Annotated in this window: 15 protein-coding genes; 9 read left to right on the top strand and 6 right to left on the bottom strand. The window is 34.7% G+C overall.

Going from position 1 to position 14,377, the window contains the following annotated elements:
- Window positions 1–15: 15 nt before the first annotated feature.
- Window positions 16–273 (bottom strand): phosphocarrier protein Hpr, encoded by a 258-nt coding sequence (ptsH, locus tag GAPWK_RS12435; protein WP_025316545.1) that lies wholly within the window; start codon window positions 271–273, stop codon window positions 16–18.
- Window positions 274–412: 139 nt separating this feature from the next.
- Window positions 413–766 carry a hypothetical protein gene (locus GAPWK_RS12430; protein ID WP_025316544.1) on the bottom strand — a complete coding sequence of 118 codons (354 nt, stop codon included), beginning with the start codon at window positions 764–766 and terminating at the stop codon, window positions 413–415.
- 123 nt (window positions 767–889) lie between these two features.
- Here GAPWK_RS12430 and GAPWK_RS12425 point away from each other — a divergent pair, with 123 nt between their 5' ends.
- Both GAPWK_RS12425 and pepP read left to right on the top strand, forming a co-directional pair.
- Window positions 890–1,432 (top strand): UPF0149 family protein, encoded by a 543-nt coding sequence (locus GAPWK_RS12425; protein WP_025316543.1) that lies wholly within the window; start codon window positions 890–892, stop codon window positions 1,430–1,432.
- Between the two features lie 39 nt (window positions 1,433–1,471).
- A complete protein-coding gene (pepP, locus tag GAPWK_RS12420) occupies window positions 1,472–2,782 on the top strand; it encodes a Xaa-Pro aminopeptidase (RefSeq protein WP_025316542.1) in 1,311 nt (436 codons plus the stop codon).
- A gap of 91 nt (window positions 2,783–2,873) precedes the next feature.
- Here pepP and GAPWK_RS14345 read toward each other — a convergent pair whose 3' ends face one another.
- A complete protein-coding gene (locus tag GAPWK_RS14345; RefSeq protein WP_025316541.1) occupies window positions 2,874–3,665 on the bottom strand; it encodes a TonB family protein in 792 nt (263 codons plus the stop codon).
- Window positions 3,666–3,819: 154 nt separating this feature from the next.
- Between GAPWK_RS14345 and ispB the strand changes: the two genes are divergently transcribed.
- Together ispB and GAPWK_RS12405 are read left to right on the top strand one after the other, a co-directional pair.
- The gene (ispB, locus tag GAPWK_RS12410; protein WP_025316540.1) at window positions 3,820–4,806 is read left to right on the top strand and encodes an octaprenyl diphosphate synthase; all 987 of its coding nucleotides are present in this window, start codon (window positions 3,820–3,822) and stop codon (window positions 4,804–4,806) included.
- A gap of 120 nt (window positions 4,807–4,926) precedes the next feature.
- Entirely contained in the window at window positions 4,927–5,799 is an 873-nt protein-coding gene (locus tag GAPWK_RS12405) for an EamA family transporter (RefSeq protein ID WP_038517561.1), read from the top strand.
- 86 nt (window positions 5,800–5,885) lie between these two features.
- Here GAPWK_RS12405 and ffh read toward each other — a convergent pair whose 3' ends face one another.
- On the bottom strand, window positions 5,886–7,253 hold the full coding sequence (ffh, locus tag GAPWK_RS12400; protein ID WP_025316538.1) for a signal recognition particle protein: 1,368 nt from the start codon (window positions 7,251–7,253) through the stop codon (window positions 5,886–5,888).
- Window positions 7,254–7,443: 190 nt separating this feature from the next.
- On the opposite strand from ffh, the gene GAPWK_RS12395 reads away from it, so the two are divergent.
- The 5 genes from GAPWK_RS12395 (at window position 7,444) to galU (ending at window position 11,292) form a co-directional block, all read left to right on the top strand.
- Window positions 7,444–7,827, top strand: a complete 384-nt coding sequence (locus GAPWK_RS12395) for a RidA family protein (protein ID WP_025316537.1) — start codon at window positions 7,444–7,446, stop codon at window positions 7,825–7,827.
- A gap of 266 nt (window positions 7,828–8,093) precedes the next feature.
- Window positions 8,094–9,287, top strand: a complete 1,194-nt coding sequence (locus GAPWK_RS12390) for an amino acid aminotransferase (protein ID WP_025316536.1) — start codon at window positions 8,094–8,096, stop codon at window positions 9,285–9,287.
- 25 nt (window positions 9,288–9,312) lie between these two features.
- On the top strand, window positions 9,313–9,462 hold the full coding sequence (locus GAPWK_RS14655) for an entericidin A/B family lipoprotein (protein WP_080692505.1): 150 nt from the start codon (window positions 9,313–9,315) through the stop codon (window positions 9,460–9,462).
- 39 nt (window positions 9,463–9,501) lie between these two features.
- Window positions 9,502–10,002 carry a hypothetical protein gene (locus GAPWK_RS12385; protein ID WP_025316535.1) on the top strand — a complete coding sequence of 167 codons (501 nt, stop codon included), beginning with the start codon at window positions 9,502–9,504 and terminating at the stop codon, window positions 10,000–10,002.
- A 375-nt stretch (window positions 10,003–10,377) separates the two neighbouring features.
- Entirely contained in the window at window positions 10,378–11,292 is a 915-nt protein-coding gene (gene galU, locus GAPWK_RS12380) for a UTP--glucose-1-phosphate uridylyltransferase GalU (protein WP_025316534.1), read from the top strand.
- Between the two features lie 71 nt (window positions 11,293–11,363).
- Here galU and GAPWK_RS12375 read toward each other — a convergent pair whose 3' ends face one another.
- Complete coding sequence (locus GAPWK_RS12375) at window positions 11,364–12,785, bottom strand: cation:dicarboxylate symporter family transporter (protein WP_038517558.1); 1,422 nt, start codon at window positions 12,783–12,785, stop codon at window positions 11,364–11,366.
- Between the two features lie 142 nt (window positions 12,786–12,927).
- On the bottom strand, window positions 12,928–14,259 hold the full coding sequence (locus GAPWK_RS12370) for a CoA-disulfide reductase (RefSeq protein ID WP_025316532.1): 1,332 nt from the start codon (window positions 14,257–14,259) through the stop codon (window positions 12,928–12,930).
- Window positions 14,260–14,377 lie beyond the last annotated feature (118 nt).

The raw sequence follows: 14,377 nt of genomic DNA, 5'->3' as shown, positions 1-14,377 counted from the left end.
GCTAATTTGGAGTTATTATTCTAATTCTGGAATTAGTTTTACAAGATGTTGTACTGCTTCTTTTTCATCTTCGCCTTCAGCTGAAATAGTAATCGTTGTTCCTTGTGTTAAACCTAAGGTTTGTAATTTAAATAAGCTTTTGGCACTAGCACTTTTACCATTTGAAGTAACGGTAATTTCAGCATTAAAATTTTTGGCTTCTTTGACAAATTGCGCCGCAGGACGAGTATGAAGACCATTTGATGCCGTAATTGTTACATCTTGTTTATACATATTATTTTTACTCCTAAAAATATTTTCTTTTCAGCGACCAATATAAATAAAAACTGCATGAAAGGCTAGTAAGATTTCATAGATCTTTGACATTCATTCAATATTATTAGCCATAATTTATAGAGATAGCTAGATTTTATCAGTATCGGTAAATTCGAGTGATTTTATCACTACATTTTCTAAATTCTACCTGTCCATGAATACCATGTTTGATATTCTCAAAAACAGTTTCTTCACTACCATCAAGTTGGGAAGCTCTAATTTCTTGACGACAGAATGTTTCAAAACGTTGCAGTTCTTGCTCGCCATTACCTAATTTATATGTTTTAGGTAAATTTTGGCCAGTTACATAAGTGTGTATATTATCTTGCACATTAAGAATAATCACGCCATTATTTGAAACTAATGTACCGCAAGCGGTTAATGATATAGCTAAAACTGCATAAAAAGATAGTAGCAGAGGCAATTTCACGATTAATCTTAATAACTTCAAAATAATTCCTTTATAAAGCTCAGTAACCTGTTTATTATTTATAGCAAGTTTAGAATTATATACTAAAATTGAGAAAAGTGCAGAGATGCATTTTTTGTGATATGACAACATCAAGGTGGCGTAATGACAGAAACTATTAATTATGACGAACTTAATCGTCAATTAGTCCAATATAAAGTAGGGATTACAGCAGCTGAGTTGCATGGTTTTATCGTTGGTATTTTAGCCGGAGGCAATCATGATGAGAGCTGGCGTCCTTTAGTTGAAGATATGTTAAATAATGGTCAAACTGTTGTTGCACCTCTAAATGAGCAAATTACTAAGCTTTATCAGTTAACTAAGCAACAACTTTTGGATGAAAATTTTGAATTTCAATTGTTCCTTCGTGACAAAGATTTGTATGCACAAATTGATGATTTAGTTGGTTGGGTAAATCATTTTTTACTTGGTATAGGGCTAGTACAACCCAAAATTAATCGAATTAAGGGTGATGTGGGAGAAGCTATTTATGATTTACGCCAAATTGTTAATTTGGGCTATGATGAACAAGAAGATCAACAAGAACTTGAGTTTGCGTTTGAAGAAATCAAAGAATACGTACGCATAACATCCATGTTATGTTTTGATGAATTTAACGAAACTGAAATAACTCCAACAATTCATTAAGATTAACTATAGTAACTAATCTTAATTAAGGTCGTCATGATGAAAGCAAATATTAAAACAGAAATTATTTTGCGCCGTGAAAAATTACTTGCGCAAATGGTGCCCAATAGTGTTGCCCTTTTTTTTGCTGCTCCTGAAGTAACACGAAGTAACGATACTCATTATCCATATCGACAAAATAGTGATTTTTGGTATTTTACCCTTTTTGCTGAGCCAGAGTCAGTGTTGGCTGTGATTAAACAACAAGATAATAGTGCGCGGTATGTTTTATTCAATCGAAAAAAGGAGCCTTTGGCAGAGACATGGACAGGGTATCGTTTAGGTCAGCAAGCAGCATTGGCATCAGTTTTCGTTGATGAAGCTTATCTTTTTGATGAAATTGATACCATATTGCCCGATTTATTAAATGGTAAAACTGCAATTTATCATGCTGATCAGCTTTATCAATATGCCGATAAAATTGTTAACCAAGTACAGGCGACTTTAAGACAAGGAGGTAGATTAAATTTAGTGGCACCAAGCTCTATCATTGATTGGCGACCAATAGTGCATGAGATGCGGATGTTTAAGTCCGATTTTGAGATGCAACTATTACGTAAGGCATGTAAAATTAGTGCAGTGGCACATGTTAGAGCGATGCAAAAATGTGCGCCTTCAATGTATGAATATCAATTAGAAGCCGAAATTTTACACGAATTTGCTTGGCACGGTGCACGCTTTCCATCTTATAACACCATTGTTGGTAGTGGCAATAATGGTTGTATTTTGCATTACGAAAATAACAGTGAGCAATTGAAAGATGGAGATTTGGTTTTGATTGATGCGGGGTGTGAGTATCAATACTACGCAGGAGATATTACTCGAACATTTCCAATTAATGGCAAATTTAACCAAGCACAACGTGAGATTTATGATATCGTTTTGGCTTCTCAATATCAGGCAATTCATCTTCTCAAACCTGGTACATCCATTAAAGACGTTAATGACCAAGTTGTACGAACGATGGTGATAGGTTTAGTTAAATTAGGTATTATGCAAGGTGATGTAGACAACTTAATTACTAATAAAGCCTATTTGGAATTTTACATGCATGGTTTAGGGCACTGGCTGGGCATTGATGTACATGATGTTGGTAGTGGACGAGATCGAATTTTAGAGCCAGGAATGGTGTTAACTGTTGAGCCTGGATTATATATTAATAAAGATGCCAATGTGCCAGAACGCTATAAAGGTATTGGTATTCGTATTGAAGATAATATTTTAATTACCGAATCTGGTAATGAAGTTTTGACCGCCGATGTTCCCAAAGAGCCTGAACAAATTGAAAAATTGATGGTCAATCACTTATAGAGTGTAAACAACTATTGCCATAACTTTCTAGCTTTAGCTCAAGATATAGGTTATGGCTTTATTGTTGTAACTTAAACGGTTACGCGATTAATTAGTCCAAACTGATGGATTTATCCCGATTAAATATAATTTTTATTTTCTGATCTTTCGCTGGAATAGGTTGATATTTCCACGTTTTCATTGCACTAATTACTGAACGATTAAAGATATTATTGGGTTTGGCTTCTATAATCCGAATATTTTCAATACGCCCATTACTGTTTATATCAAAAAGTGCTATCACATAACCTTCTAATCGCATATCAAGTGCTCGTCGAGGATACTCAGGTTGATTGCGACTAATCGGTGAAGGGTTACCTGAATATTGACGGCTGTCAGATATTTGTGGGGCAACAGAAGTATTAGAGATGTTTTCAGCAATGACTTCTTGTCTTACTTGTTGACGTGATGCTTTTTGCGGGGTGCGATGCTTTTTTTTAGGTTTATCTTTCTGTTTTACAACAATCTCTTTTTCCGTTATTACAACCGGTTTATCAGGTATTTTTTCTTCAATAGGTTCAGGTTCAACAATTGGTGTCTCTTCAATTGGTGTATTATCAATAATTTCATTATTTTGGGTGCCTTGAATATCAGGCGTATTTTCAACTAATGATTGTTCGGGAGCAGCAAGAGAAAGATCAACCATGATGGCTTTAATTGAATTATCACCTTCATTCACAACGATATTTTTTGCAAGTAGCGTAGGACAGAACAATAAAGCAAATAAACACAAATGTGACATCACAGCATAAAATATATATAAACACTCACCTCTTTGCTTTTTTTTAGCAATGGATTGAGAGATCTTTTCATCACTGATATCTATATCAAAGTTAATCTTCATACTAATAAACATTTCTAATTTAAGCTGGGTATTTTAAATGAAAATGCTTATCATTTGTAGTTTTTTTTAAAATATGATCCGCAACCCTTGTTGCAAAAAAATATTTATCAGATAATAGTAAGATTAATATCTATTATTTTTAGCGGTCAAACTGATGAATAATCCATCAATGAATCAAATAGTCGATCTGGTAAAAGATGATTTAGTTAAAGTGAACCAAGCCATACAAGCCGAACTAAGTTCAGATGTGGCTTTGATTAATCAGTTGGGTAATTATATTATTAGTAGTGGCGGAAAACGCATTCGCCCTGTTATTGCTTTATTAATTGCTAAAGCACTTAATTATCAAGGTGACAAACATATTATTACTGCCGCTTTTATTGAATTTATTCATACCGCCACCTTATTACATGATGATGTAGTAGACGAATCTGATTTAAGGCGTGGTAAATCGACCGCGAATGCTTTATTTGGTAATGCTGCTAGTGTATTAGTCGGTGATTACATTTATACACGTTCTTTTCAAATGATGGTGCGTACAGAATCGTTTAAGGTTTTGACTATCATGTCGGCAGCAACCAATGTTATTGCTGAAGGAGAAGTACAGCAATTAATTAATTGTAATGATCCTGATATTACCAAAGAACAATATTTAGAAGTTATTTATCGCAAAACAGCACGTTTATTTGAGGCAACTTCGCATTCTGCTGCAGTGTTAGCTGGTGCAAATGAACAGCAAGAGTTTGCCTTACAAGAGTACGGTAAATATTTAGGTACTGCCTTTCAAATTATTGATGACCTATTGGATTATAGTGCCGATAATAATCAAAAATTAGGAAAAAATTTAGGAGATGATCTTAATGAAGGCAAGCCAACCTTACCACTCCTACACGCCATGCATCACACTAAAAATTCTGAGGATGCTGCATTAATTCGTCGGGCTATAGAACAAGGTAATGGTCGACATTTATTAAATCGCATTTTACACATTATGGATGAATGTGGTTCACTTGAGTTTACCTTGCAAACCGCTCAGGCTGAAGCCCGTAAAGCATCTGATGTTATTGCTATTTTACCTGACTCACCTTATAAACAAGCATTACAAGATCTAGCCTTATTGTCAGTAAAAAGAGAAAATTAATTAATCGTTAAGTAAGTTATTTAAGCGTCTATTTTATACTTAAACGTATTGTTTATCTCAAACTTTTTGACATTAATAAAATAGACAGTAAGTTCAGTATTTTAATATAAGGTATTTTTTATGTTTAAAAGATCTTGGCCGGTTTTTTTGATTTTTGTTTCGATGATCTCCGTTCAAGGCAGTGCTTCAATCGCCAAATATCTTTTCCCCGTGTTAGGGCCTGAAGGCATGACCGCTTGGCGATTGTGTTTTTCGGCTATCATTTTAATCATCATTTTTAAACCTTGGCGAAAACCAATACCTAAACAGGCATTAAAATTTATATTTCTATATGGTATTTCAATTGGTTTTATGAATTTAGCTTTTTATAGCGCTATTGCTAGAATTCCTTTAGGTATTGCTGTGGCTATCGAATTGACTGGACCAATAATGGTAGCTATGTGTTCATCACGTCAATTGTTTGATTTTATTTGGTTAGGTATAGCTGTAATCGGATTAGCTATGTTATTGCCAATTCATCAAGCGTCAGGGAATTTAGATCCTGCCGGTATTTTATTTGCTCTATTAGCAGGCAGTTGTTGGGCATGTTATATTTTATTTGGGCGTAAAGCTGGTGCTATTTATGGATCTTCAAGTGTCGCTATTGGGTCGGTAATTGCTTCGTGCTTTTTATTTCCTATTGGTGTATGGCAAAGTGGTAGTGCTATGTTTTCGTTAGAACTGCTACCTTTGGTGTTTGTTGTTTCGTTATTGGCCTCTGCTATTCCTTATGGATTAGATATGATTGCTCTACCAAAATTGCCAGCTCAAACATTTAGTACTTTAATGAGCTTATCACCTGTTTTTGCTGCGCTTTCTGGTTTAATTGTATTGCACGAACAATTATCGAGTTATCAGTGGTTAGCAATTGTGTTTATTATTGTTTCATCAATAGGTACCGTGCTCACCATGAATCGCCCAACAAAGATTGAATCAGTTAAATCAGGTAATTAAAAAAATCGCGCTGTTGAAAGCGCGATTTTTTTGATAGTCTAATGTTCAATTATGACCATTTTAAAAGGAAGAAATTAAGCGTAGATTTAACGTGGAGGGAATCCCATTCCGCCACCCATTAAACCTTTCATTTGGCGCATCATCTTCATCATGCCACCACCTTTCATTTTTTTCATCATTTTTTGCATATCGTCAAACTGCTTTAAGAGTTTATTCACATCTTGCACTTGAGTTCCTGAGCCCATTGCAATTCGACGCTTACGTGAACCTTTAATGATTTCAGGGTTTGCACGCTCTTTGAGCGTCATTGAGCCAATAATTGCTTCCATTTTAATCGTGATTTTATCATCCATTTGTGCTTTGATATGATCGGGTAGTTGACCAACACCGGGTAATTTTGCCAGCATTGCACCCATACCACCCATATTGCGCATCTGTTTTAGCTGATCTTGAAAATCATTAAAATCGAATTTATCGCCTTTTTTCAATTTTTTGGCGATTTTTTCTGCTTTCTCGCGATCGACATTACTTTGTAACTCTTCGATTAACGAAATAACATCACCCATACCCAAAATACGAGAAGCAATACGATCAGGATAGAATGGTTCTAAAGCATCAGTCTTTTCGCCCATCCCTAAAAATTTAATTGGTTTACCAGTAATATTGCGAATAGAAAGCGCAGCACCACCACGAGCATCCCCATCAACTTTAGTTAAAATCACACCAGTAAGTGGTAATGCATCATTAAATGCTTTTGCAGTATTGGCCGCATCTTGTCCGGTCATGGCATCTACAACAAACAGGGTTTCAATTGGGTTTATTGCTTGATGAAGAGCCTTGATTTCGTCCATCATATCGTTATCGACATGTAAACGACCTGCGGTATCGACAATAAGTACGTCAAAAAATTGTAGTTTAGCGTGTGAAATAGCTTTATTTACAATATTAACTGGTTTTTCATTAATATCGGATGGAAAAAATTCGACATCAATGGCTTTAGCGAGTGTTTCTAACTGTTTAATTGCTGCTGGTCGATAAACATCGGCTGATACAACCAGTACTTTTTTCTTCTGTTTTTCTTTTAAAAATTTGGCCAGTTTTGCAACACTGGTGGTTTTACCCGCACCTTGTAAACCAGCCATTAAGATTACAGCTGGTGGCTGTGTTGCTAGGTTGAGCGAACTGTTAATTTCTCCCATTGCAGCCGTCAGCTCGGCTTGAACTATTTTAATGAATTCTTGACCAGGCGTTAGGCTTTTATTAACATCTAAACCTACGGCCTTTTCTTTGACTTGATTAATAAATTCACGTACAACTGGTAGTGCAACATCGGCTTCAAGTAGAGCCATTCGGACATCGCGCAGTGCTTCTTTAATATTATCTTCAGATAGTCGCCCACGACCACTGATATTGCGAAATGTCTGTGATAAACGGTCGGTTAAATTCTCAAACATATTAACTCTCAATAAATAAAAAAATTTTCATTATCATATCAGAAAATTTTAAGAAGTCCCATGATCATCATTGTGTATTGACTTGACACCAAATTATCTTCCTGTTCAAATGAAGATAGATTAACAAAGATGTATTACTTATTTAAAGATAGTAAAGAGATAGAATAAATACAGAAGGAGAAAATTTAATATGGCAAAAGTGATTCAAACGGAAAAAGCACCTGCAGCAATCGGACCTTATGTTCAGGCTGTTGATTTAGGTAATATGCTATTTGCATCAGGACAGATTCCTTTAGTTCCTGAAACGGGTGAAATGCCAACTTGCGTTAAAGAACAAGCAAAACAAAGTTTAGCCAATGTTAAAGCAATAATTACATCGGCAGGTTATCAAGTGAATAATATTGTTAAAACAACTATTTTTTTAGCTGATATGAATGATTTTGCTGCGGTTAATGCGGTATATGAAGCATTTTTTATCGAAAACAATGCTGGATTCCCTGCTCGTTCTTGTGTACAAGTTGCTCGTATTCCTAAAGATGCTAAAGTTGAAATTGAAGTCATTGCTGCTAAATAATTTTAACTAGTTTGATTAGCACTAAAAAGTGCTAATCTTTGTCAAAAAATTTCAGACAAACTATACAGGTTTGTATAAAATTCAACTTAAATTGAATAATTTTTTAATCTGTTATATCGTTGATTATTCTTATCAAAAATAATTGCAATCCATAGTGAAAATTCAATTGAATTATTTACAGTGGAACTTGTATTTAGTGATTGATTGCCAATTGAGATGATGCAATAATCTACAGATAATAGTCATTGTGCCAATTAGGTTATAATATGTTTGAAAAAGTAGAATCCTATGCAGGGGATCCGATTTTATCGCTAGTCTCTGAATTTAATAATGATCATCGTGAAAGTAAAACTAATTTAAGTATTGGTTATTATTATGATGAAAATAGTATTGTACCTCAATTGGAGTGTATTAAAATTGCTCGTGATTACGTTTACCATAATCAACAAGGCGCACAACTTTATTTACCAATGAGTGGTTTGCCTTCTTATTGTCAAGCAATTCAGTCATTGCTATTTGGTGAAGAACATTCAGCCTATAAAGATAAACGTATTGCAACTATACAAACATTAGGTGGATCAGGTGCACTAAAAATCGGTGCCGATTTTTTACATCGATATTTTCCTAATTCTCAAGTTTGGGTTAGCGATCCAACATGGGAAAATCATATAGCCATTTTTAGTGGTGCAGGTTTTAAAGTAAATACCTATCCTTATTTTGATTCACAAACGTGTGGGGTCAAATTTGATGCAATGCTTGAAACATTGGAACTATTGCCTCCCAAAAGCATTGTATTACTGCATCCTTGTTGTCATAATCCAACGGGTGCTGATTTAACTCAGGCACAGTGGGATAAAGTAATTACTATACTACAAACACGTGATCTCATTCCATTTATGGATATTGCTTATCAAGGATTTGGTGAAAGTATTGAAAGTGACAGCTACGCAATTAAAAAAGCAGCTGAAGTTGGTCTTTGTGGTTTTATAAGTAATTCGTTTTCGAAGACATTCTCACTTTATGGCGAACGTGTTGGAGGACTATCTGTGTTGTGTGAGAATGAGGAAGCAGCTCGTCGAGTATTAGGACAACTTCAGGCAACAGTTCGTCGAAACTATTCTAGCCCAGCGGCTTATGGTGCTCAGTTAGTCAGTTATGTGTTAAATAATCCTGATTTGAAAATGAGTTGGTTTAAAGAAGTTGAAACAATGCGAAATCGTATTGTTTCGATGCGTTCTGAGTTAGTTAATTTGTTGAAAAAGCAATCTCCAGAACGTAATTTTGATTATTTAGTTAAGCAGCGAGGTATGTTTAGTTATACTGGTTTTAGTAAACAACAAGTCACACAATTAAAAGATAATTTTGCTGTTTATTTGGTGGGCAGTGGAAGAATGTGTGTGGCAGGCTTAAATCACCATAATATTCATCGTGTGGCGCAAGCATTTGCTACATTAAAATAATCAAGTCACAAAAAGGAGAATATTCATGTTACGTAAGATGTTAGTGCTAGTATTCGGTATTGCAATGACAACCCTTATTGTTGGATGTAATACAGTTAATGGTGTAGGTAAAGATGTTCAATCTGGTGGTAAAGCTATTTCGAAAACAGCTGAAAAAGTTAGCGATAAATTATAATAAGGATGGTAAATGTCTTTATAAATTATAAAAAGTAAAATGCGACATATTGTAGTAGTTATACTTTTTTTACTTACTGGGTGCAGTTCATTAAATTTTCGAACTGCACCTTTAACTTTTGAAAACTGTCATTATTCAAGTATGATTAATACAGAATTTGTATTAAATCCTTTGCCATCAAATATATTAAGTTATCCGCATATTTATATTGCTCAAAGTCGACAAAGTAAACATCTACCAGCAAGTTATGCTGGCATGAAAGGAAAATTGACAAGTAAAATTGAGGTTCGTGATTATCCAAAACAAACATTTTGGCGAGCACAATCTTTACTCGATAGGGCAATATTGTATGACGATGGTTATGACGATCTTTATATAAGCCCCGCGCAAAAAGAAGCGCGAGATCGTAAAGCGAAATTTGCAGTAAGACAAGCGATTTTGCAAAACTGCCAGATTATTTATATTGCTATTGATTCTTTGGCTAAAGATAGGGATAATCCTGCATTAATTGAATCTAACGATTTATCAATATATAAATAGATAAAATATTATAAAAAATAACTAATAGGATTATTGGTTGGATTGGTATTTGTAGTGTCTAACTTATTAACAAAATTTACTTCACTTTTTTATTTAATTTTTGATAATCTAGCCCTTAAAATTGTTATTGTATTGAAAAAAATATTAATACTGAGTTTAATATGTTAGATTTAGCTTTTTTATCGTTTATTACAATTTGATATTGAATCAAGGTAATATATGAAATTTTTACAAGAGCAATTATTCATGCATGTATTTTCATTCCCTATATGTTCAATATATTATAGGCTGAAAATACATATTGTTAATATGTGATAGATATAATAGACACTATTACAATAGTTGTGTTATTTGCTAATTTTTTAAGGAAATAAAATGTCATCAAGTTCTGAATCAACATTGAATGGAAACATCAAAAAAGCCGTTATCCCAGTTGCCGGTCTAGGTACTCGAATGCTACCTGCTACTAAAGCCATTCCTAAGGAAATGTTACCGGTGGTTGATAAACCACTTATTCAATATGTAGTAAAAGAGTGTATTGCTGCTGGGATTACTGAAATCATTTTTGTGACCCATTCATCAAAAAATTCAATTGAAAACCACTTTGATACCAGCTTTGAATTAGAGGCGATGTTAGAGGCACGTGTTAAACGTCAACTGTTACAAGAAGTGCAAAGTATTTTACCTGAACATGTAACAATAACGAGTGTTCGTCAAGGTTTAGCTAAAGGACTTGGTCATGCCGTATTATGTGCTTATCCTTTGGTCGGTGATGAACCTTTCGCAGTTGTGTTACCAGATGTGATTATTGATGAGTATGAAAGCGATCTAACAAAAGATAATTTAGCTGCAATGATTAATAATTATCATGAGACCAAACATAGTCAAATTATGGTTGAGCCAGTACCGAAAGAGTTAGTTTCTTCTTATGGGATTGTTGATTGTCATGGTAAAGAGTTGTCTGCTGGTGCAGTTACACAAATGTATAGTGTTGTTGAAAAACCATCAATTGAAGATGCTCCATCTAATCAGTCCGTCGTTGGACGCTATGTTTTATCTGAAAAAATCTGGCCTTTACTAGCTAAAACACCTTTAGGTGCTGGTGGTGAAATTCAACTCACCGATGCAATTGCAATGTTACTTAAAGACAATCCTGTTGATGCATATTGTATTAAAGGCCGAAGTCATGATTGTGGTAATAAATTGGGTTATGTACAAACCTTTGTACAATACGCAATGCGTCACAAAAGCTTAGGTAATGATGTTACTGCATGGTTGAAAACAATTTAAACATTGATTTTTGAATACTAAAAAGGACGCTTTGAGCGTCCTTTTTAATTTTGTATATTTTGTTACTTAAATTAAACATCCGACTGTTCATTTTCAAGAGAAACATTTGGATCATAGAAAGTATTCATATCCATAAGCCCCACTTCTCGATCGGTAGCAACTGCTGCTGTCATTGCCCCTGATACGTTGGCTAGTGTTCGTGCCATATCAATGATTGGATCGACAGCTAGCACCATACCTATTAATGGGAAGTATTCAGCCATGCCCATACCAGATAAAACTACTGTTGCAGCAACTGTTGCTGTACCTGGAATGCCTGCAATGCCAATTGAACCAATCACGACCACAATGATCAACATAATATAAAACTGGAAATTAGTATCAATACCCACCATATTCGCCACCATAACGGCAAGTAATGCAGGAAAGAAACCAGCACAGCCATTCATCCCCATAGTGCTACCAAGTGATCCGACTAAATTTGCCGTACCTGTATTGACTCCCATACGTACTGTTAAAGTTGAGATAGTCATGGGTAATGTACCAACTGACGAGCGGCTGGTAAAGGCTAATAACCACGTTCCCATTGCTTTTTTAATAAACATGGCAGGTGATATGCCGTGAATCATAACAATTAAAACATGCACAATTAACATGATCAAAGTGGCAATGTAGATGGCTGCAACAAAACCTGATACTTCAATAATTGCAGGTATACCATTAGAAATAATGGTTCTAGCTAGAAGGGCGATGACTGCATATGGCATATACTTAATGATGGTCATGGCAATTGACATCACAATTTTATAAAGTGCTTCAATAAAGGTTTTAAACAGAGCAATAGGTTGTGGATTTTTCTTTTCCATTCGATTGGCAGCAATTCCCATAAGAGCAGAAAAGATAACTAATCCAACAATATTTTCTTTAACCATTGATGCAATGATATTACTTGGAATAAGGTTTACAAAAGTATCAATTATATTAGTGTATTGTTTAGCTTGAGCATGATGATCAGTTGTAGAGCTGATTTCTCCTAATGCAAATAAATTAGCCAAAGCAATACCAACAATACAAGCAATTGCCGTGGTAAACAGTAACCAGAATATCCCTCTAAATGCGATTTTTGGTAGGTTTTCTTTACCAGAAAAATCGATAATGACTTTAACAATAGAGACAAATATCAAAGGAATGACTAGCATGCGAATAAAGGCAATAAAAGCACGTCCAAAAAGACCATACCATGTAGCTGTCTCTTGCATCCAAACATTTGATGTATCAGGGAACCCAGCTGCAGCTTGTATACCTAAACCAAGCACAGCACCAAGTATTAACCCAACTAACATACGAAGAGAAAAATTAATTTTTTTATCTTGTAACGGTTTCATCACTCCAAAAAAACAAACTAGCAGTAGTCCAATACCAATTAAAGTTTGATAGTGTGTGATAGATAGGAACTTTTCAAAAAAAGTTCCTTGAAAAATGGGATCTGACATAATTGCCCCTTTATTGTAATAATTTAATCATCGAATAAAATCATATTAGTAATCTTACTTAAATTATGATGCACTGATTTTTGTATCAAGTAAGATAGTTTGTATTATTTAGTTGTTATTGCTAACAATAATGATTTATCTATTATTTAGCTATTGAACCTGCAATATTTAAAATGTCCCATGGTCTTGAAAATGGCGGCGCATAAAGAAAGTCCATCATTGCTAATTCATCAATTTTCATTTCTGCCCATATGGCAGTTGCTAACGTATTTACTCGTAAAACAGCGCCACTGCCACCTGCAATTTGTCCACCTAAAATGGTGCGGGTCTCGGCGTGATAAATTATTTTGGCTGTTACCTCAGTTTGCCCTGCAACATAGTTACTGTGATTTTTATCCTTAACAATAACTGTTTTATAAGCAATTCCCGCTTTTTGAGCCTCTTTTTCGGTTAAGCCTGTTCGTCCAGCCTCAATATCAAACGCTTTAAATGCTGATGTCCCGATGGTTCCAGGGAATTGACTCTGTCCTCCTCCTAGATTTTCACCAACTATCTTGCCCAGTTTGTTCGCACCTGTTGCAAGAGGAATGTAAACCATCGCTTTGCTGACTTTATGCTGCAATGCAGCGCAGTCACCTGCTGCATAAATATCCGGAAGGTTTGTCTGTCCATAGCTATCGGTAATAATAGCGTCATTTGGTAACATATTAAGACCAATATTTTGATAAATTTCACTGTTAGGTTTCACCCCAGTTGCGATAATAACCATGTCAGCAAGATAAGTATCTTTATTGGTAATTACGTGAGTGACATGCTGTTCTCCTATAAAACCTTGTACTTGTTCTTGTAAATGTAAATCACAATGTTGTTTAATGTTCTTTGCAATTATGTCGGTAATTTGTGCATCGAATGCATCGACCAGCACTCTATCATCTAACTGAATTAATTTGACTTGCTTATTTAAAGCAACAAATGACTCAGCAATTTCAAGCCCTATAAAGCCTGCACCAACTACAATGACATTTTTTACTGCTGGATCGGATAATGCTTGTTTAATGGCTAAACCGTCATTGAGATCGCGTAAAGTGAAAATATTTTTCAAGTGGTAATTTGTAAAATTTGGAATGATAGGGCTTGCACCAACGGCAATTAATAATTTGTCATAATTATCATCAAAGCATTCATCTGTATTGATATTTTTAATTTTTAATTTTTTTTGTATGCTATCAATAGCGACGACTTGGTGACATGTTTTTATTTCAATACCATCTTGTTGGAACTGTTGTGGTGTCCGGGATATCATTTCATTAGCATCAGTGAAATGGTCACCAATAAAATAGGGTAAACCGCAAGCACCAAACGATACAATGTCAGTTTTTTCATAAATACGAATAGTAGCATTTGGGTTCATTCTTTTGGCTTTAGCAGCAGCACTCGCCCCTGCAGCTTGAGCGCCAATGATGATTATTTTCATCTAATTTTCTCCTTAGGGCTTAGATTCTCAATAATGATAATCCTATCATAGGTTATAACATATATGTGCGATAGATAATGACTTATTATTAAGCAGTCATACATTTGAAAACAAATAT

The sequence above is a fragment of the Gilliamella apicola genome, from assembly GCF_000599985.1.
Classification (GTDB): domain Bacteria; phylum Pseudomonadota; class Gammaproteobacteria; order Enterobacterales; family Orbaceae; genus Gilliamella; species Gilliamella apicola.
The sequence above is the reverse complement of the archived record's forward strand: the minus strand, read 5'-3'. Positions and strand labels throughout refer to the sequence as shown.